This window comes from Microcoleus sp. K1-B1 (assembly GCF_036704705.1).
Taxonomy (GTDB): domain Bacteria; phylum Cyanobacteriota; class Cyanobacteriia; order Cyanobacteriales; family Microcoleaceae; genus Microcoleus.
Genome location: NZ_JAUBSH010000033.1, coordinates 40,621 through 59,974 on the forward strand (window position 1 = coordinate 40,621; position 19,354 = coordinate 59,974).

At 46.5% G+C, this 19,354-nt stretch carries 18 protein-coding genes; 12 read left to right on the plus strand and 6 right to left on the minus strand.

Features of this window, described 5'->3' with window-relative positions; genetic code table 11:
* The 6 genes from QUA83_RS14550 to QUA83_RS14575 form a co-directional block, all read left to right on the plus strand.
* On the plus strand, positions 1-2,250 hold a 2,250-nt coding region (locus QUA83_RS14550), incomplete at its 5' end, for a calcium-binding protein (RefSeq protein ID WP_333293819.1).
* 956 nt (positions 2,251-3,206) lie between these two features.
* Complete coding sequence (locus QUA83_RS14555; RefSeq protein WP_333293820.1) at positions 3,207-4,304, plus strand: phosphotransacetylase family protein; 1,098 nt, start codon at positions 3,207-3,209, stop codon at positions 4,302-4,304.
* Between the two features lie 278 nt (positions 4,305-4,582).
* Positions 4,583-5,086, plus strand: coding sequence for a DNA recombination-mediator protein A (locus tag QUA83_RS14560; RefSeq protein ID WP_333166317.1), 504 nt, complete (start codon positions 4,583-4,585; stop codon positions 5,084-5,086).
* A gap of 15 nt (positions 5,087-5,101) precedes the next feature.
* Entirely contained in the window at positions 5,102-5,518 is a 417-nt protein-coding gene (locus QUA83_RS14565; RefSeq protein WP_333151531.1) for an MAPEG family protein, read from the plus strand.
* Positions 5,519-5,641: 123 nt separating this feature from the next.
* Entirely contained in the window at positions 5,642-6,133 is a 492-nt protein-coding gene (locus tag QUA83_RS14570; protein ID WP_006634691.1) for a YajQ family cyclic di-GMP-binding protein, read from the plus strand.
* Between the two features lie 4 nt (positions 6,134-6,137).
* Entirely contained in the window at positions 6,138-7,103 is a 966-nt protein-coding gene (locus QUA83_RS14575; RefSeq protein WP_333293821.1) for an SGNH/GDSL hydrolase family protein, read from the plus strand.
* A gap of 83 nt (positions 7,104-7,186) precedes the next feature.
* Here QUA83_RS14575 and QUA83_RS14580 read toward each other — a convergent pair whose 3' ends face one another.
* The 5 genes from QUA83_RS14580 to QUA83_RS14600 all read right to left on the minus strand — a co-directional run bounded on the left by QUA83_RS14580 (position 7,187) and on the right by QUA83_RS14600 (position 12,962).
* Positions 7,187-8,836, minus strand: a complete 1,650-nt coding sequence (locus QUA83_RS14580) for a mucoidy inhibitor MuiA family protein (RefSeq protein WP_333293823.1) — start codon at positions 8,834-8,836, stop codon at positions 7,187-7,189.
* 63 nt (positions 8,837-8,899) lie between these two features.
* On the minus strand, positions 8,900-9,499 hold the full coding sequence (locus QUA83_RS14585; RefSeq protein WP_333293824.1) for a Uma2 family endonuclease: 600 nt from the start codon (positions 9,497-9,499) through the stop codon (positions 8,900-8,902).
* 113 nt (positions 9,500-9,612) lie between these two features.
* The gene (locus QUA83_RS14590) at positions 9,613-10,503 is read right to left on the minus strand and encodes a methylenetetrahydrofolate reductase (RefSeq protein ID WP_333293825.1); all 891 of its coding nucleotides are present in this window, start codon (positions 10,501-10,503) and stop codon (positions 9,613-9,615) included.
* Positions 10,504-10,634: 131 nt separating this feature from the next.
* Entirely contained in the window at positions 10,635-11,645 is a 1,011-nt protein-coding gene (gene trpS, locus QUA83_RS14595) for a tryptophan--tRNA ligase (RefSeq protein ID WP_333293826.1), read from the minus strand.
* 201 nt (positions 11,646-11,846) lie between these two features.
* Positions 11,847-12,962 carry an HlyD family efflux transporter periplasmic adaptor subunit gene (locus QUA83_RS14600; RefSeq protein WP_333293827.1) on the minus strand — a complete coding sequence of 372 codons (1,116 nt, stop codon included), beginning with the start codon at positions 12,960-12,962 and terminating at the stop codon, positions 11,847-11,849.
* Positions 12,963-13,298: 336 nt separating this feature from the next.
* On the opposite strand from QUA83_RS14600, the gene QUA83_RS14605 reads away from it, so the two are divergent.
* From QUA83_RS14605 to QUA83_RS14615, 3 genes are all read left to right on the plus strand, one after another.
* Positions 13,299-13,526 (plus strand): secretion protein HlyD, encoded by a 228-nt coding sequence (locus QUA83_RS14605; RefSeq protein WP_333293828.1) that lies wholly within the window; start codon positions 13,299-13,301, stop codon positions 13,524-13,526.
* 169 nt (positions 13,527-13,695) lie between these two features.
* A complete protein-coding gene (locus QUA83_RS14610) occupies positions 13,696-13,878 on the plus strand; it encodes a hypothetical protein (RefSeq protein ID WP_333293830.1) in 183 nt (60 codons plus the stop codon).
* Positions 13,879-14,013: 135 nt separating this feature from the next.
* Positions 14,014-16,224, plus strand: coding sequence for a peptidase domain-containing ABC transporter (locus QUA83_RS14615; protein ID WP_333293832.1), 2,211 nt, complete (start codon positions 14,014-14,016; stop codon positions 16,222-16,224).
* 145 nt (positions 16,225-16,369) lie between these two features.
* On the opposite strand, the gene QUA83_RS14620 is transcribed toward QUA83_RS14615, so the two are convergent.
* Entirely contained in the window at positions 16,370-16,762 is a 393-nt protein-coding gene (locus QUA83_RS14620; RefSeq protein ID WP_333055475.1) for a Fur family transcriptional regulator, read from the minus strand.
* A 143-nt stretch (positions 16,763-16,905) separates the two neighbouring features.
* Between QUA83_RS14620 and purS the strand changes: the two genes are divergently transcribed.
* The 3 genes from purS (at position 16,906) to QUA83_RS14635 (ending at position 19,315) form a co-directional block, all read left to right on the plus strand.
* Positions 16,906-17,190, plus strand: coding sequence for a phosphoribosylformylglycinamidine synthase subunit PurS (gene purS, locus QUA83_RS14625; RefSeq protein WP_333042010.1), 285 nt, complete (start codon positions 16,906-16,908; stop codon positions 17,188-17,190).
* Between the two features lie 290 nt (positions 17,191-17,480).
* A complete protein-coding gene (purQ, locus tag QUA83_RS14630; protein ID WP_333216458.1) occupies positions 17,481-18,182 on the plus strand; it encodes a phosphoribosylformylglycinamidine synthase subunit PurQ in 702 nt (233 codons plus the stop codon).
* 329 nt (positions 18,183-18,511) lie between these two features.
* A complete protein-coding gene (locus tag QUA83_RS14635; RefSeq protein ID WP_333293835.1) occupies positions 18,512-19,315 on the plus strand; it encodes a DUF4058 family protein in 804 nt (267 codons plus the stop codon).
* The last annotated feature ends 39 nt before the right edge of the window (positions 19,316-19,354 follow it).

The following is a 19,354-nucleotide window of genomic DNA, read 5'->3' on the forward strand; positions in this document are numbered from 1 at the left end:
ATCACTTTCACTCCGGCTAATTGGGATGCACCGCAAACTGTCACCGTCCAAGCAACCGACGACACTGTTGTAGAAGGAGCGCACAGCGGGTTCATTCTTTCCAGCGTTGCCGCCGACAGCGCGGCCGAATACTTGCCAGTGGCGATCGCACCCGTTAGCGTCACCATCGCCGACAACGACACAGCTACCTCGACTGCCGGAGTAAAAATTTCTCCCACAAATACTTATGCAGCAGAAGGCGGTGCCAATGGCAGTTACAGCGCGGTATTAACGGAACAGCCTTCCAGCGACGTTAAAGTTAGCTTCGCGACAGACAGTCAAATAGAAGCGATCGCCTCCTTCACCTTCACTGTGGCTAACTGGAACCTGCCTCAAACCGCCACGGTCAAAGCAACCGACGACTCCGCCGTAGAAGGAACGCACCTGAGCACGATCGCAGCCAGCGCTAGCAGCACGGATCTGGCTTACAACAATATCGGCATTTCTCCAGTCGATGTGTTGATTATCGACAACGACTCCCCCGGCATTGCCGTCACTCCTAACAGCACCAATGCAGCAGAAGGCGGTGCAGCAGGCAGCTACAGCATTGTCCTTACCAAAGCGCCGACTGCTAACGTTACGGTCAATTTCACGGCGGGCAGTCAAATAGATGCGATCGCTCCGATCACTTTCACTCCGGCTAATTGGGATGCACCGCAAACAGTAACGGTGACAGCAACCGACGACACTGTTGTAGAAGGAGCGCACAGCGGCACGATCGATCACAGCGTCGCCCCTGGCAGCGCGGCCGAATACTTGCCAGTGGCGATCGCACCCGTTAGCGTCACCATCGCCGACAACGACATAGCCCCGCCGACACCGACACCAGTCATTAACTTTTCGCCCACAATTATCGTGCCGCCGACGCCGACACCACCGCCGACACCTGCACCAGTCATCAATTTTTCGCCCACAATTATCGTGCCGCCGACGCCGACACCAGCGCCGACACCAACTCCTGCACCAACTCCTGCACCAACTCCTGCACCAACTCCTGCACCAACTCCAACCCCAGCCCCGCTGTCACCCCCACCAACTCCAACCCCAACCCCGCCGCCAACTGAAGATCCAGATTGCATTTGCGCGCAAATTACCTTACCGGAGATCAGTCCTCTTCACGGTTTCAATCTTGTTCAAAACAACCTGGCTGGTACGGATACAAACGAGATCCTCACTGGCACCAGTGACAGTGACGGCATCAACGGTTTGGGCGGAGACGATGTTCTTGTCGGTTTGGCAGGCAACGACAACCTATTTGGCGGATTGATCAGCAACATTCCTGTTGGGCCGCAGGTCGATCGCGACTTGCTGTTGGGCGGGCCCGGCGACGACTACCTTAACGGTCAAGCAGGCTACGACACCGTGTTCGGCGGTAAGGGCAACGATGCTGCTTTCGGGGGCAAAGATAACGACCTGATATGGGGTGGACGGGGTTCTGACACTGTTGTGGGCGAGGAGGGAAACGACAGCCTCTACGGTGGCAGCAACAGCGAATCTGACCGCGACAGCGCCGGGAACGACTTGTTATTGGGTGCCAAGGGAAACGACAGCCTTTGCGGTCAGGATGCCTCTGATACCCTTTCTGGCGGTGACGGCAACGATACTGCGCGCGGTGGCAAGGGCAACGATGTAGTTTTAGGCGAGTCGGGCAGCGACTTGCTGTTCGGCGACCAAGGCAATGACTCTATCTGCGGCGGCGAGGGGGATGACACGATGTATGGGGATATTGGCAGCCCCCTGCCTGTCGGCGTTGCTGGCGGCCAAGACCAAGTGTGCGGCGGTGCTGGCAATGACCTGCTGTTCGGCAATGAAGGCAGCGATACTATCAACGGTGATGCTGGCGACGATACGATTTTGGGAGGCAAAGACAGTGACAGCTTGGTCGGTGGTGCTGGCGACGACGTGCTGATTGGCGATGAGGGCAGCGATACTTTGCTCGGCGGCAGCGGACGCGACTTATTTGTCTTGACACCGGCACAAGGAAGTGATGTAATATCCGACTTCAGGAAAGGGGAAGATTTGCTGAGTTTAGCGGGCGGTTTGACTTTCACTCAACTGAGCATTAGCCAAGGCACAGACGGGCAAGAGGCCAGTCCCACAACTTTCATAAGAATTTCTAACTCTGGGGAACTCTTAGGCGTTTTGAATGGGGTGCAAGCAAGTGCGATCGCGCCGTCCGATTTCGTTCAAATTTTGCGACTCGGTAGCTGAGAGGAAAGGGCTGTAGATCCGCCCAAGGAAACTCAATCTACAGCCCTTGAACTGCGATCGGGCTAGCATCGCAATCAGCCTTTGGGCTGCCGAAATGCCAGCCCACGCCCCCAGACAATTTATGTGTTTATATCTATTCAGGTTGCACCGGAATAATTTTTGACTGCTGACTGTTGACTCTTAACTGTTAACTGTCAGTCGAAAAACTCAATGATAGTTGAGTATTGAGTGTTGATTCGATTTTACAATTCCCATGCTAAGCTGTTCTACATTTAAATTGTCTGTTAAAAAACAATTCCCCGTCTTGTGGGGTGTCCCGCCCGCCCTGAATATACAACTTAAATGCGCGACACCTTAGCGGAGTTGATATTAGAAGCTATAATCCCGATTCTAAGCAGCTTATTGCTCGCAGTGCCACCGCTCAGATTGAACGCAAGCGAGCGCACTAATAATTAATAACTAATAATACATATCCATTTTTAATGGTATGCAAAACTGATAAGGACACAAACCATGCTTTCTCCCTACGGAATACCTGTATTTTATTTATATAAAGATGCCGTTAATTCTCCTGACAACCCTTGTGCAGGGATAAAATTTTCCAATAAATATTTATACTGTGTTATTTTTATTTTAAACTGCTCGGTAGCAAGGTTTAAACTAAACAATAAATGTTTAGGAAAATTGTCACCACACAAAACGGTTATTAAGGCAATCACGCTCCATGAATAATTGTCTAAAGCGGCAGATAAAAAATATAATCAAACCCCAATTTTCACAAAAAATGTGAAAAAAAATGCGAAGAAAAGGGTTGCCAACAGGTGAATAAAAGTTTCAATCAAAAAATCGATCGGCACAAAAGCGACAAAATAGAGTATAATATAGTATTGCTAAATTGAGGATCAGTTGAGAAATACTGTTGAAAAACTAAATTTATTGAAATAGACAGGTGCAAATTGAGGATTGAAGGCGTACCCAAATTGACTAAATATTTGCTGATCGGTTCCACAAAAGCTTACAGCGGCAAGTCTGCCATCGCCCTGGGGATGGCACTCGGACTCCGGGCAAAAGGACTGGCCGTCGCCTACGGCAAACCTCTGGGAACCTGTTTCAGCTCGCCAGGAGCTGGGATCGAGGACGAAGACGTGCGGTTCGCGGTAGAAACGCTGAAGCTCTCAGAAAGTCAGATGCCGTCAACACTGCTGTATTTGGATGAAGAGACGGTTCACAAGCGTTTGCGGAGAGAAGACAAGACAGATTACCGCCAGTCTTTAGCGCAGTATTTGCAAGCTCCCAGCGGAGACTTGGTGCTGTTAGAAGGCCCAGCTAATTTGGAGGAAGGCAGTCTGTTTGACTTGTCTTTGGCTCAAATCGCTGAGACAGTTGATGCTTCTGTGCTGTTGGTAGCCCGCCCGATCGATCTGTATATAGACGATTTGCTGTCGGCTAAACAGCGTTTGGGTTCGCGGTTGCTGGGCGTGGTACTCAATGACGTTCCCTCGGACAAACTCGAATCGGTAACGGCGACTGTGCGGCCTTTTCTGGAGGCACAGGGTATTCCAGTTTTGGGAATGCTGCCGAGAAGTGCTTTGCTGCGAAGTGTCAGTGTCAAAGAATTGGTGCACCAATTAAAAGCTGATGTGCTCTGCCGTAAAGACCGTTTGGACTTGATGGTGGAAACCTTGACAATTGGGGCGATGAATGTTAGCTCGGCTCTGAAGTATTTCCGCAAAGCGAGAAATATGGCGGTGGTGACGGGGGGCGATCGCACGGACATTCAGCTAGCGGCTCTGGAGAGCTCGACTCAGTGCTTAATTTTGACAGGCCACTTGCCTCCTTCTCCCCTGGTGATTGGCCGGGCAGAAGAAATGGAAATTCCGGTTTTGTCTGTTGATTTGGATACCTTAACCACGGTGGAAATTATCGACAGCACCTTTGGCAGCGTGCGCCTGCACGAACCGATCAAGGTGGAATGCGTTACTCAGCTAATGGCAGAACATTTTGACCTTGATGGCATGATCGCATCCTTGGGCCTGAGCGATCGAGTCCATTAATAACACAGCCGGAGCTGAAGGAAGAAGGTATTCGGCAGAGAGAACTTTTTGTTTAAATAAATAAAAAGCCAAAATTCTTAAATTCTCAATTTTTCTTGAATTCTACCTTGAGCTCGGGCTGCCGAATGCCTTCAGACATTCTGCCTTCTGGCTTCCTCAAATCTCCCGATCCTCTAGTCAGATCCCGTAAATCAGCAATTCTTAACTTCTTTTTGGCGGCAATGGCTAGTGAGTCTGCTAAAATCCACAACGTAGTTTTATTTAATTTAATAAATTCTTTGAGTCAATCAATTGAGCTACCCAGAGTAGATGATTTTTTACAAGAACTAGCGGCGATCCAGCAAACCAGCTCCAAGCGGCTTGCTCTTTTGGGTTCTCGCCACGTTCCTATTACCCACCAGCAGCTAATTGAGATGCTGAGCTACGCCATAGTTCTGGGAGGCAATCAGCTCATCACTTCTGGCGCTACAGGCACCAATTCAGCCGCAATTCGGGGGGCAATGCGAGCAGATCCTAATCTGCTGACGGTGATTTTGCCACAAAGCATGAGTCGCCAGCCTCGGGAGTCTCGCGACCAACTCGAACAAGTGATACATTTGGTAGAAAATCCCAAAAATGATAGCTTGTCTCTCCCGGAAGCAAGCGCCATGTGCAATCAGGAGATTATTTCTCGCTGCCAGCAACTGATATGTTTTGCTTTTCACGAAAGCCACACTTTGCTGAAAACTTGCCAGGATGCGGAGGAACAGCGCAAGGTAGTTACTCTGTTCTATTTTGATTGAACTGCGAGGCGGATGATGCTGTTGGGATTGCCTGTGTCGGTTATTCTGCTTGATTGTATTGCTGCTGCTGCTGCGCTGGTTTACGCACCGTTTTTGGTAGTGGCGTTCGCCCGCTTGCAACTAGGCTATGACCAAGCAGCCCCCCGCGCTATGTTTGATAAGTTGCCTGCTTACGCTCAGCGGGCAACTTGGGCTCACCAAAATTCGTTTGAGACGTTTATGCTGTTTTCAGCGGCGGCTTTGATGGCTTTTGTGACGGGGGTAGATTCGGAACCGGCGGGTTGGGCTGCGATCGCTTTTACGATCGCCCGGTTGTTGTTTTCGGTTTTCTATATTCTGAATGTGCCGCTGGGGCGATCGCTCATGTTTGCGATTAGTTCTTCTTGCACAGCTACTTTATTCTATTTCAGTTTAATGGCTGTTAATGGCTAATTGTTATTAGTCACTGGTCATTAGTCATTAGTTAAGAGACGCTTAATTAATGACTAATTACCAACTACCAACTACCAATTACCCATTACCAACTACCAATTACACCTTACCAATTACTAATTTATGGCTGCTAGTTATTCCTTTGATATTGTCAGCGAGTTTGATCGGCAAGAATTAGTTAACGCTGTTGACCAAACTGTGCGGGAAATTCAAAGCCGCTACGACTTGAAAGATACCAAAACTACTGTGGAATTGGGCGCAGAATCAATTACTGTCAATACGGACAGCGAATTTACTCTCGACGCAATTCACACTGTTTTGCAAACTAAAGCCGCGAAGCGGAATTTATCTTTGAAAATTTTTGATTACGGCAAAGCTGAACCTGCTAGCGGCAGTCGGGTGCGTCAAGAAATTAAACTAAAAAAAGGAATTAGTCAGGAAATCGCGAAACAAATTACTAAATTGATTCGCGATGAATTTAAGAAGATTCAAGGTTCGATTCAAGGAGATGCTGTTCGGGTTTCTGCTAAGGATAAGGATGATTTGCAGTTGGTGATTCAACGCTTGAAGCAAGAAGACTATCCCGTGGCTTTGCAGTTTACCAATTACAGGTAAATTTTTGAAAGCTAAGTATTGGATTCCCGGTGGTGCGATCGCATCTTTGAGTGCTATAGAACTTGCCTTGCGCTTGCTCGGATTCGGAAATCCTGCCTTGCTGCAAGCTGATGCTAATGCTGGCTATATATTTGCACCAAATCAACTTGTGTATCGCTTTGGCAATAGAGTTGAGTACAATCAATTTTCTCAGCGTTCTGAACAAATCGATTCAGCCAAGCCTGAAGATACTCTCAGAATTTTGATGATAGGAGATTCGGTTCTCAACGGTAATAATACCACCGATCAGAAAGAAACTATTCCAGAATTGTTTGAAGCGCGTTTGTTGGGCATAAAAAAGCAAGTTGAGGTGCTGAATGCTTCTGCAGGTTCTTGGGCAATTGGCAATCAATTGGGATATATTCGCAAGTTTGGCACTTTTGAAAGCGATGCTGTGATTTTGCAAATTGGTACTCACGATTTGCTACAACCTCCAAGCAGCAGCGCGGGGGTGGGAAGTGACCCGCTGATGCCGAATCGCAAACCGTTATTGGCAATTCAAGAAGTGTTTCAAAGACACGTTATGCGCCCATTGTCAAGTGTTTTTGTATCGAATTCTCCTGTGGCGGGAGTGCCGGTGTCGGAATCACAACAGTTTATGGAAAATATGCAGCGATTTGAGCAAATAGTTGCTTTGGTGCGAGCTAAGAATATTCCGTTGTTTGTGTTGTATACTTGCGATCGAGCGGATTTACTGCCCGTACCGAATGAGCCGAAGTTTAAATCCGAGTTTGTCGATCGGCTAAAAGCTTTAAAAATTCCAGTCATAGACACTCATGCAGCCTGGTCAAAATTGCCGAAAACGAGGGTAGAAAGTTATTTTCGGGATGGCGTACACCCCACAGCCCCAGCTTATGAATCAATAGCAGATTTAGTGTTTCAACAGTTGTGTATAGAGAAAAAATTGGTGGCGTGTGGCGGCAAGAAATAAGCTGCTTTATAGCCGAAGGAAGAAGTCCGATGGAAGTCGGAAGAAGGCAGATGTAATTCCTGACAACTGACAACTGATTGGTATTAAATATCTAAACCCGTGACTGTTAAGTCGGGAGGATGTTCAACAACAAACTGGTAATACAACTCTTGCTTTGCTTGTGGCGGCAGAGACATTATCCATTCTAGCAGTCCCATTTCACCTGCTACTATCTTCGGATTAGTGAGAGTCGATCGCACTTTAATTTGTTCATTACGGCTGACGGGCAATTGCTCTTTTAGTGTCAGGTGTACCTGCACCTGATGCAAGTTTGTCACATTTAAGCGATAAGCGTAACTCATGCGCCGCTGCTGGCCGATCAGTTTTTTATCTACTTGTCTTTCCACTAATTCCCGCTCTATTTTTAGCCCTTCATCTATTCCTAAATTCAGTTTATATTCTTGCCCTGGGGAAACATTTTCTAACTGGACACTGCCAACAAAAGTGTTGTCGCGAAAGATATTTGCTTTACCGGGAAGCAGAGTTGCACCTGTCAGCGGATTCACAACAACTGCTTGCAAATAGGCAAAACTGACTAATCGCGGGACTGCTATATATTCTGGTTTAAACGGATAAATTTCGCTAAAAATCGTCACTTTTTGCGGTGTACCGTCGCTGGGAATCTTAGTATTTCCCCCTACTTGAAATGAGACGGTGCCGCCTTCTTTAGATATTTGGGCTGTGGCGGTTTGAGCTTCTATGGGTTCGGGTGCTGCAGAAACACTAGGAGCAGCCATCATGGGTAATGGTACTTCGTTTGCACCTAATTGAGAATCGTCTGATGCCACACTTCTTGTCATTCGCGGGCTGTAAAATTCTCCTGCTGGAGGCGATTTTGAGCGAAGAATATCGACATACCAGGGTTCTAGTTTTGGGGGCAAAGTTCCCATTCCGGGTTTTGCTGTAGATAAAGTCAGCGCTACTCCCGTCCAATCTTCGCCTGTATTTTGATTGACTTCGGCTAGGTAATTGAGATTAATTTGGTTGTTGATAGTGTTTACTCGCAAGTCGTAAAGGGGAGTCCAACGGGCTCGCGTGACTACATAGGAAACTTCTAGTTCAAAATTGCCGCTGCCGCTGGGTTCAATGGCAACAATGATGTTAAAACTTTGCTGGGAATGGGGAGTTTGTACTTGCCCCAACTGCTGCTGCAAAGCTTTTATTTGCTTGTCTAATTCGCGCTGCTGTTTTTCGTGTTGGGCGATCGCACTTACATATTTTAGGTAATTGGTTCCTAAAAAGTTGAGCAATTCGCCAGTTTCGTTTAAACCTACCTGCTGTTTGGCGATGCTGCTGGAAAAGAAACCGACGCTTTTTTCGCTCAAACCTTCCACAAATTTGAGCTGAATTTTTCGGGCGGTTATTTTGTCGTTAATTGCCCGTCTTTGGGTTTGTAACTCCTGAATTTGTTGGGTTAACTCGGCAGTGCGATCGCCCACTGGTTCGCTGCTAAACACTGTTTCGGTTCGCACTCCCAGCAATCGCACTGCAACTGTACCCGCACCCGTGGCCCTGACTGACTCTGTTTCGAGGGTTGCGGGTACAGAGGCGATCGCCAATTCTCGCTCGTTTCCCGTCAGAGATACCGTACCGCGGCGCGTCACCAAAGCGCGATCGGTGTAAACTGTAACTTCGGATATGCTAGTATTTAGTGTTTTAATGTTATCAGAATTAAATATTTCTGAGTCAGTCATTGCCAGTTGCTCCTATTTAATAACGGTTTAGTCGATCGAGCAATTTCAAAAGTAGTTTATCGATCAATTTTCCCGATCGCCCATTCCTCTAGAAAACTCCTCAAGCGCATCCAAAGGGGAAGCAAACAAAATGCAGCGTTTAAGCAAAGACAAGTCTAACTCAGGGAGCACTTCGCTGCTAGCAATGCGATCGTAACCTTCCTCTCGCAGATGGTAAAGCTCTAGAGTGCCATCTTCCCAAAACCAGACTTCCGGGACTCCCATCAGTCGGTATTTCTGAAGTTTAATCGGACTACCGCTAGTGAGAACTACCTCAATACACAGATCGGGAACATCCTTATCTGTTCCGAAACAATAAGACAAATCTGCTTGATACTCCACTTTCCCCTCAACAATTTGACTGTAACTGCCGCTAGGAAAAAATTGTATTCTATTAAATTGAAAAAAATTGATCAGTAGCGCTGCAATCAGACATCGAGTTGCCTCGTGAGGTTTACTGATTCCCACAATTTCTATAACTCCATCACAATAAAATAAGCGTATATTCCCCACGTCTTCAAAGCCAGCTTGAATAGCCTTAAATTGATGCCATGTCAAACCGCGCCAAGTGAAATGTTGTTCGACTGCGGGAGAAGTGGTTGGATTGTCTACAGTTTGAAGCATGATTGTTTTATTGATGTTCAAAATGGTAGCGCGGGAGTGGGCGGGTTTACGAGTTTACGAAATCTTTCGTTTTAGGAATTGATAGTGAGTAAAACCCGCCCCTACGGTTAATTTTAGCTCAGCGGCTCGATTCCTGCCAAATCCAAAATTTGAGGAATCAAATCTTCTCGCTTGACTGCCATCATGTGAACTCCTTGACAAATCTGCCGCGCTAGCTTGACTTGTTCTGCCGCAATTTTTATGCCTTCCTGCAATGGTTCTGGAGATTTAGCCAAACGGTCGATCGTCTCTTGTGGGATGTGAACTCCCGGCACGTATTTTTTAATAAATTCAGCATTTTTAGCTGATTTAAACAAAAATATTCCTGCTAAAACTGGCTTGTTGCAGCCCGCTGCAACGTGGTGCATAAACTTATCCAAAACTTCAAAATCTGTAATTAATTGACTCTGAAAAAACTGTGCTCCCGCCTCTACTTTTTTCTCAAATCGACTTTGCAAACCCGACCAACTGGGGCATTGCGGATCGACGGCAGCACCGACAAATAAATCGGTAAATCCGTCTGTTAAAGGTTTGTCATTCCAGTCTTTGCCGCCATTCATTTTTTGAATAACTTGCAATAGCCGAACTGATTCCAAATCGAATACACTTTTTGCTTTAGGATGGTCGCCCGCTTTGACGGGATCGCCTGTAAGTGCCAATACATTGCGGATGCCTAAAGCGTGGGCTCCCATGAGATCCGCTTGCAGACCAATTTGATTGCGATCGCGACAAGCAACTTGACAAATTGGCTCAATTCCGTGCTGCACTAAAATCGCCGAAACTGCTAGGGGGCACATTCGCAACACTGCGCGACTCCCGTCGGTGATATTAATGGCGTGCACTCGGTTTTTGAGGCGTTCAGCCATTTGAATTGTGTGAGTCATGTCGCCACCTTTTGGTGGGGCAACTTCGGCGGTAATTATAAATTCTCCGGGGGTGGTGCAGGCTGTGCGAAAACGGTTCATGATTATTTGTCTGTTATTGGTTATTTGTTATTTGGCAGTTGACAGTTGACAGTTGGCAGTTGGCAGTTGGCAGTGGGCCGTTGGTAGTTGTTATTCTTAACCAGTAACCAATAACAACTAACAACTAACAACTAAACAGGTACAGAATAACCGAAAGCTGTCTTAACCTTAGTTAGAGTTTGATTAGCAATAGCTTCTGCTTGTTCTCTTCCGCGACGTAGTACAGACTCTAAATATCCCGCATCGTCCATTATTTCCTTGTATTTATCCTGAATAGGTTTGAGGGCATTAATTGTCGTCTCTGTCAGCAAGGGTTTAAAATCTCCCCAACCCATGTTTTCACACTCCGCTGCTACTTCTTCCTTAGATTTGCCGGAAAGCAGGAGATAAAGTGTCAGCAAATTTCTAGCTTCGGGGCGATCGGGGTCGTCAAAAGTCAAACCCCGCACGGCATCGGTTTTGCAGCGCTTGATTTTTTTGGCGATCGCATCTGGCGAATCCAATAAATTAATTCGACTTTGTTCGGAAGGGTCAGATTTTGACATTTTGCGCGTGCCATCTGTCAAACTCATCACCCTCGCACCGTCAGTCCGAATTAACGGTTCGGGAAGTTTCAATACTGGCTTTTCGGGTGTGCCGAATTGGTGATTTAATCTGATGACAATATCGCGGGTGAGTTCCAAATGCTGTTTTTGGTCTTCTCCCACCGGCACTTTGTCGGCATCGTAAAGCAAAATGTCTGCTGCCATTAACACTGGATAATTTAGCAAGCCGGCGTTGACATTTTCACCTTGTTTAACTGCTTTTTCTTTAAACTGAATCATATCTTCGAGCCAGTTAATCGGCGTAATACAGTTGAGCAGCCATGCTAGTTCTGTGTGCGCCGAGACGTGGGATTGCACGAAAATAGTAGAATATTCTAAATCGATGCCGCAAGCTAAATACAGTGCGGCGATCGTGTAAGTGTCGGAGGCGAGAGTTGCTGGATTGTGCGGTGCGGTAATTGCGTGCAAATCGACTACGCAGAAGTAATTTTCGTACTGACTTTGACCTTCTACCCAGTTGCGAATGGCACCGAGATAATTGCCGAGGTGAAGATTGCCGGTTGGCTGAACTCCTGAAAGAACGCGCTGTTTGCCCATGAGGAAAGAATAGAATTGAACTCACATTTCTATATTGACACGTTATTTCAATTTCAGAGCCTCTAATTTTCTGGCGGTTGACTGCTGACTGTTGACTGCTGACTGCTGACTGTTGACTGCTGACTGCTGACTGACAACTAACAACTAACAACTAACAACTGGCAACTGAGAACTGGCAACAGTCAACAGTCCACTGACTAATTACCAATCTGTCAGCAACCTTGCTTTGCGTAGAACAAATGTCAGAACTGTTTCTTCGCCGGTAATAATATCGGCTCTGCCCTCCATTCCCGATTGAATCGAATACTGGCGGGGGACATTAGCCTGGGAGTTTCCGAAGAATTGACCGTTGGCAGATTTGAGTTTTGTTAAATAAGTTTGTTCGGGCTTAATTGCCACTTCGTAATAAGCTGTACCTAAATTATTAGCGGGATTTTGAGGCGCGATCGCATCTGGGGCGATTTCGCTGACAGTTCCTTTTAATGTGCCGTAATCGGGAAAAGGCAAAGCCGAAATCCTGATCTGTACGGGTTGGCCGATTTGGATGCGGGCGATGTCTTGGGATGTCACCTTGGCTTTGACTACCAGGGGTACGTCGCTGGGGACGATTTGGGCGATCGCGCTGCCTGCTTGTACGGTTTGACCAGTATTTCGTACTTCCAATCTGAGAATTGTACCATCCGTGGGCGTGCGGATCACGCTATTTTCGAGTTTTAACTCAATTTGATTTAGTTCTTTTTTAGCTTGAATTAATTGTTGTTGAAGAGACGATTGCTTAACGAGCAAAACCCGCCGACTTCTGCCGAGTCTCTCGGCGACATCTGGCAGCGATGTGGCGAATTTTACTAAAGCTGATTCGATTAATTCCTGTTGGGCGGAACTTTCACTTGGGATGCTTTTAAATTGGGCGCTGGTCAAAATTTGATTTTCTAAGTCGCCCAGTTGCTGGTTGATTTGCTGTGCTGATGTTTGAGACTGATTAATTATTTCTTGTAACTGCTTTTTTTGAGCGTCCAAACGCGAAGCGTCTACAACTGCGATCGCATCTCCTTCTTTTACTGTCTGATTCTCGCTGACAGCAATGCTTTCGACGGTTCCTTCGGTTGCTGCTTGCACGACGCGCACTTCTCCGGCTGGACGGACGATCGCATCTGCTTTGACTGTAGCGCTGTATTTGGTGACGCTAGCGAGGGCAATCACCCCGCCAAAGGTCGCCACCATCAAAATGCCCCCCAAAGTCGTCCAGCGGCTGACAGGGGGCAAAAACTGGTCGTTATCAAAGGTTTCAGTGGGTGTAGCTTCGGGAGTCAGAGACATGGCGGCAAGGGGGGAGAGGGGAATAGTTTGGAGTTTGGAGTTTTGAGTTGCAGAGGAGGGAGAGATCGCTGATTTGTTTTGTCACTTTTACGATCAGCTTTCCGGAAACCAAGTATAGGTTTAGAAGTCTAAATCAAAATTCACAGGGTAAAGGTAAAAATCCGCACAGCTTTGCCGTTCCCACCCACAAACTTCGCCAAATATCAAGAGGAGTGAAGCCAGCGGGCGACTGTCATGAAAATACGGCGTTTCCGCCATGAGTTTTGGCACTGTTACCGGGTTTTTCCTGTATGCGTAGGTAGTAAGTAAGTACATAGGTATTAATAGGAGTTATTTATGTCAGAAAATCAACAAGGTTCACTCTTCATCGGAGTAACCGATGGAGAATCTGCTACTGTCAACGGTGGCAGCATTACCAGCGGTGTTAGCGGTGCTAAAAGCAACAGCGAGACCCATAACAGCAGCAGCGATGGTCTCACTATGCTGTTTTTCCTGCCGCAGCCTAGCCAGCTTTATCTGTACGATCCGAGCCGCGATCGCGGTTACAAAACCCTAGTGGTTTAGATAGCTGAGTCAAGTTGTGCGATCGAGTAAATTTTAAAAATTTATCCGTAATCTTCCGGAAGCAGCACAGCACTACAAGAAGTATTACTCAGTATTTACACGAGACTCTAGAAATTAAATAATATTTCTAGTTTCCCTTCACTTTTATTAAGTTAAACGGAGTCTAATCATGAAAGAAACAAAGGACAATTCACTGTTTGCTGAACTCACCCCTGAAGAATCAGCTAGCGTCAACGGCGGTCACTATTCTGCCAATCGATACCATTGTCAGCGGCAGCGGCGCAGTTGGGTCGTGTACCGCCGGAATTGCGACGGTTCATACAGAAGAGTAGTCCGCTACGCCTACTACTAAATTTTAGTGCTAGTCAATTCAGATCTATAACTGTGGAATCGAGAAAGCACCCATAACTTTATGGGTGCTTTTTGCTGATTGGGTAGTTGGTGATGAGTAATCTTCTTTATGCTCTACCATTATTCATTTTGCAAAATGTTAAAGAACATCCCTTTGATCGGCAAAATGCCATTATTCGGACAAGTTAACAGGTTTAAGAAATATCAGGTTGTTCTCCAGCAGAGCGAAGAAGATTGCGGGGCGGCTTGTTTGGCTTCGATCGCGAAATTTTACGGACAAAATTTTACTATTAGCCGCTTGCGAGAATGTGCGGGCACCGGCCAAAAAGGGACGACTCTGCTGGGCTTGAAACAAGGTGCTGAGGCGATCGGCTTTAATGCTCGATCCGTGCGAGCCGCGGCTGCTATTTTAGACCAAATTGAGGAAGCGCCTTTACCGGCAATTATTCACTGGAGCGGTTATCACTGGGTTGTTTTGTACGGAAAGCAGGGCGACAAATATGCGATCGGCGATCCGGCTGTCGGTATGCGCTATGTTTCTAAAGCAGAATTAGCAGCAGCTTGGACAGATTGGCTGTGCTTGCTAGTAGAACCCGATGCTGAGCGGTTTTTTGCGGCCGCAGAGGGTCAACCGCCCGCTAATTCCTTACAAAAATGGATGCGCCGGATTGGGATTTACCGCCCGATTTTAATGGAAGCATTTTTGCTGAATATGGTGTTGGGTTTGCTGTCAATTTCTTCGCCTTTTCTAGTTCAACTGCTCACCGACGACATCCTGGTGCGGGGCGACAGACAACTCCTGGCAAGTGTGGCGATCGCAGTTATAGTTATGAACCTTTTTAGCAGCAGTTTAGGATTGGTAGAGTCGAACTTAATTGCTCAGTTTTCCCAGCGTTTAGAATTGGGATTGGTGATGGAATTTGCGCGCAAATTCCTGCGATTGCCTTTGAGCTTTTACGAAACCAGACGCAGTGGCGAAATTGTCAGTAGATTACAAGATATTCAAGAAATAAATAAATTAGTTTCTCAAGTCGCTATCAGCTTGCCTAGTCAATTTTTTATAGCTGTAGTTTCTTTTATTTTTATGTTATTTTACAGCAAGGAACTGACTTTAGCAGCTACAGCTATAGCTCTGTTAATGACTGCCTCTACAGTGGTATTTCTGCCCGTATTGCAGCAAAAAACGCGCAGTTTATTTGTGCTGGAAGCAGAAACTCAAGGCGTTTTAGTAGAAACTTTTAAAGGCGCGCTGACGGTCAAAACTACTACCAGCGGTCAGCAACTTTGGGAAGAATTTCAAACCCGCTTCGGTCGCTTAGCAAAGCTCACTTTCCGCACTACACAAATTGGCATTCTCAACAATATATTTTCGGGTTTTGTTGCCTCTGCTGGCAGCATTACTCTGCTGTGGCTTGGTAGCGGTTTGGTGATTGACAAGGTATTGAGTATAGGTCAGTTGCTAGCATTTATTAGCATGAATCAAAACGTTACTACTTGGGTAAATTCGCTAGTAGGATTTACTGATGAAATGACTCGCGTGCAGACAGCAACTCAAAGGCTGTCGGAAGTCATTGATGCTGAAGCGGAAACTAAAGACGATACGAATAAACCTTTTGTAACTATTCAAGACCGCGACGGTATTGTTTGCAAGGGTGTTAATTTTCACTACCCCGGTAGACTTGACTTGCTGGAAAATTTTTCCGTTACGTTTCCCGGCGGTCAAGCAATTGCTTTAATCGGTCACTCCGGCTGCGGAAAAAGTACGCTAGCAAAAGTAATTGCTGGTCTATATCCGCTGCAATCGGGTAATATTAGAATTGGCGGTTACAACGTGCAGGATTTGTCTCTCGACAGTCTGAGACAGCAGGTAGTATTGGTTCCTCAAGAAGCGCATTTTTGGAGCCGTTCGATTCTCGAAAATTTTCGTTTGGGCAGTCCAGATATCAGCTTTGAACAGATTGTGAAAGCGTGTAAAATTGCGGGCGCGGATGAATTTATCAGCCAATTGCCGGATAAATATCAAACTGTTTTAGGGGAGTTTGGAGCGAATATTTCTGGCGGACAAAGACAAAGATTGGCGATCGCCCGCGCCATTCTCAACAACCCGCCTGTATTGATTTTAGACGAATCTACCGCAGGGCTTGACCCCGCAAGCGAAGCGGAAGTTTTAGAACAATTGTTGATGTATCGGCACGGGAAAACGACGATTTTTATTAGTCACAGGCCGCGAGTGATCGATCGCGCCGATTGGATTATCATGTTAGAACGCGGTCGGTTGAAAATGCAAGGCTCGGCTGCAAAATTGCGATCGATTCCAGGAGACCATTTAGAGTTTTTGCATCCTTGAGCTAGTTAATAAAACAACAGGTTGAAATCTGTCACTACACAAACAAAACCCGCCTGCGCGGTTCCACACCGAGTCAACAGTCCACAGTCAACAATCATTTCGCTCGTGCAACCGAAATTGATATCACTCATGACTAATAACCTCTCTAAGATTCTTGAGCCAAAGTACATCGATCGCACAATCCGAAAAACTCCAAAGTGTGATAATAAATTTTGAAAGAATGAGATTGTTGTAGTTGGCTTTCTAAGTGGTGGACGGGGCATTCGTCGATCGTAATTGACGCGCCACATTCCAGACAAGTTAAGTGATGTTGATCTTGGTGGGCGGCACCGTAGAGAGACTCGCCACTAGCAAGCGTTCTGACGTGAACGAACCCCTCTCGCTTTAAACCGTCGAGGGAACGGTAAACGGTTGCTAGGCCCATGCTTTGGTCGCTGTTACGCAGTTCTAAGTAAATATCTTGCGCTGAGAGCGATCGATTCAAGTGCTTGAGTAAGTGTAAAATACGCTCCTGACTGCGGGTGCGGTTGGTTCTCATAATTTTTTTGTGTAATCTGCTGGAATCAAATCTGGCCCTGTTTCTAGGCTATCTTACTTGGGCGAACCAAATGGCGATCGGCGCGCAGCTCGGTTGTAGAATACAATGGGGCTAACTTTCACATCACCTACCGCAACATTCCCGTGACTCAGAAATATCTTGCCCAAATCTATGTTACCCTCCGCCCTTCTGTTTTAGATCCCGCCGGCACAGCCGTACAGTCTGGTTTGCAACACATGGGATACGACAATGTTGAGCGTGTGCGAATCGGGAAGTACGTTGAATTGACGCTGACTGCTGCTGGTGAGTCGGAGGCCCGCGAACAACTCGATCGCGTTTGCGACCAACTTTTGGCCAATCCAGTGATTGAAAATTATCGCTTTGATTTGACTGAAATTCCTGTTGCTGTGGAGACAGCGGCGGCATAAATGCGATCGCCCCTAGGGTGTTTTTAAACCCGGAGATCCCCCCTAACCCCCCTTAATAAGGGGGGGACAAGAGCATTCAAAGTCTCTGTTAAAAACGCGGGAACTCGGAACACTCAAAGTCCCCCTTCTTAAGGGGGATTTAGGGGGATCGAGACTTAGATACAAGAGAGAAAAACATAAGATTTTAGTCTTATGTTGACACCTCTTCCTTCTTCCTGACATCCGTTACATCCGTTACATCCGTTACATAATTCGTTGCCGAACTTCCTTCTTCCTTCTTCCTTCAGCTTATGAAATTTGGAGTTATTGTTTTTCCGGGTTCAAATTGCGATCGCGATGTGGTGTGGGTGACTCAAGGGTTACTCCACCAACCAACTCGCATGATTTGGCACGAAGATACCGATATTTCGGATATTGATATCATTGTAATTCCCGGTGGTTTCAGTTACGGAGATTATTTGCGGTGCGGCGCGATCGCCCGTTTTTCTCCGGCGATGCGGGCTACTGCGGAACACGCGAAACAGGGCAAACTTGTACTGGGTATTTGCAACGGTTTTCAGGTGTTGACTGAAGCTGGTTTGTTGCCCGGTGCTCTGGTGCGGAATGCGGGATTGAATTTTATTTGCGATCGCGCTTCTTTGAAAGTCGAACGCGGTAATACTCGTTGGACTGCGGCTTATACTTCCGGTGAAATCATCGATTTGCCGATCGCCCACGGTGAAGGCAACTATTATGCTGATGCCGATACATTAGCAGAACTAGAAGAGCACGAACAAGTGCTGTTTCGCTACTGCACAGAGGCGGGCAAAATTAGCGATGCTGGGAATCCCAACGGTTCGTTAAATAATATTGCCGGTATTTGCAATCGCCAAGGCAATGTATTAGGAATGATGCCGCATCCTGAACGGGCATCCGATCCGATGTTGGGCGAAACGGATGGGGTGAAATTGTTTCAAGGGTTGTTGATGGCCAGTGTTGCTGCTGTTTTGTAGTTGATATTTGGGGTGTCTCTGATTTTAGGAACAGGCTTTCCGGCCTGTTCCACAACAGATTAAATTTATTGGGTGCGGGCCGGAAAGCCCGCTCTTTGCAACAGGCTTTCCGGCCTGTTCCACAACAGATTAAATTCATCTACAAATAGACATCTCCAATAATTACTGTGGAGCAGGCATCCTGCCTGTTCTTGACAAGCTTTAACTGGTTCCCAGGCTCCAGCCTGGGAACCTATATCCAGAGCCTCTGCGTCGCTTTAAAGCGACGCACCCTACAAAATTAAAAATGCTAAAATGATTTGAAAGTCAATACATCGGAGAACAGTCCTATGCCTTCACCCTTTCCTGGAATGGACCCCTACTTAGAACACCCCGATTTCTGGCAGGAAACTCATCATTGGTTAATTTCTGCGATCGCGGCATCCTTAGTCCCTCAAATTCGCCCTAAATATGAGGTTGCAATCGACAAACGCATCTATGAAATTACCGAGCCAAATGACAGTAACAGCGAGTCCCTTTTAGTAGGTATCCCCGATGTTGCGATTAAGCGTCAATCTAATAACCCGAATATTCCTACAGGTTCAGTTGCCACTTTAAATATAACACTTCCGACTACCGTCAAAGTGCCGGCTCCTGAAAAAATTAAACAGACTTACCTGGAAGTGCGAGAAATGGCAACGAAACAAGTTGTCACCGCAATTGAAATTCTTTCTCCCGTGAACAAACGTAGTGGAGAAGGAAGAATTACTTATCTCAAAAAACGCCAGAGTATTTTAGGTAGCTTAACCAATTTAGTGGAAATCGATTTACTACGAAAATGGGAATCTATGCCCATTCTTAATAATTCTATTCAAAGCGATTATCGGGTTTTGGTCAGTCCCAGTAATCGCCGTCCGTTTGCCGAACTTTATGCTTTTAATCTCCGCGATTCTCTACCTATATTTCCGCTTCCCTTGCGCGAAGAAGATGTAGAACCTATTGTTAATTTACCAGAAATATTGGCAGGTATTTACGATCGCGCTGGCTATGATTATCGGATCGATTACGATCTAGAACCCATACCGTCCCTACCGGAAGAAGATCGGGTTTGGGCTACCCAAATTTTGCAAGAAAAAGAACTTCGAGATAATTAATATTGTCAGCAACAGGCAAGATGCCTGTTCCACAAGAAA

What these genes read in the sequence shown, in the direction of transcription:
- QUA83_RS14565 (WP_333151531.1), top strand. Translation starts at nt 5,102, where the DNA reads ATGCTGTTGGGATTGCCTGTGTCGGTTATTCTGCTTGATTGTATTGCT.
- QUA83_RS14570 (WP_006634691.1), top strand. Translation starts at nt 5,642, where the DNA reads ATGGCTGCTAGTTATTCCTTTGATATTGTCAGCGAGTTTGATCGGCAA.
- QUA83_RS14580 (WP_333293823.1), bottom strand. Translation starts at nt 8,836, where the DNA reads ATGACTGACTCAGAAATATTTAATTCTGATAACATTAAAACACTAAAT.
- QUA83_RS14585 (WP_333293824.1), bottom strand. Translation starts at nt 9,499, where the DNA reads ATGCTTCAAACTGTAGACAATCCAACCACTTCTCCCGCAGTCGAACAA.
- QUA83_RS14590 (WP_333293825.1), bottom strand. Translation starts at nt 10,503, where the DNA reads ATGAACCGTTTTCGCACAGCCTGCACCACCCCCGGAGAATTTATAATT.
- trpS (WP_333293826.1), bottom strand. Translation starts at nt 11,645, where the DNA reads ATGGGCAAACAGCGCGTTCTTTCAGGAGTTCAGCCAACCGGCAATCTT.
- QUA83_RS14600 (WP_333293827.1), bottom strand. Translation starts at nt 12,962, where the DNA reads ATGTCTCTGACTCCCGAAGCTACACCCACTGAAACCTTTGATAACGAC.
- QUA83_RS14605 (WP_333293828.1), top strand. Translation starts at nt 13,299, where the DNA reads ATGTCAGAAAATCAACAAGGTTCACTCTTCATCGGAGTAACCGATGGA.
- QUA83_RS14610 (WP_333293830.1), top strand. Translation starts at nt 13,696, where the DNA reads ATGAAAGAAACAAAGGACAATTCACTGTTTGCTGAACTCACCCCTGAA.
- QUA83_RS14615 (WP_333293832.1), top strand. Translation starts at nt 14,014, where the DNA reads ATGTTAAAGAACATCCCTTTGATCGGCAAAATGCCATTATTCGGACAA.
- QUA83_RS14620 (WP_333055475.1), bottom strand. Translation starts at nt 16,762, where the DNA reads ATGAGAACCAACCGCACCCGCAGTCAGGAGCGTATTTTACACTTACTC.
- purQ (WP_333216458.1), top strand. Translation starts at nt 17,481, where the DNA reads ATGAAATTTGGAGTTATTGTTTTTCCGGGTTCAAATTGCGATCGCGAT.
- QUA83_RS14635 (WP_333293835.1), top strand. Translation starts at nt 18,512, where the DNA reads ATGCCTTCACCCTTTCCTGGAATGGACCCCTACTTAGAACACCCCGAT.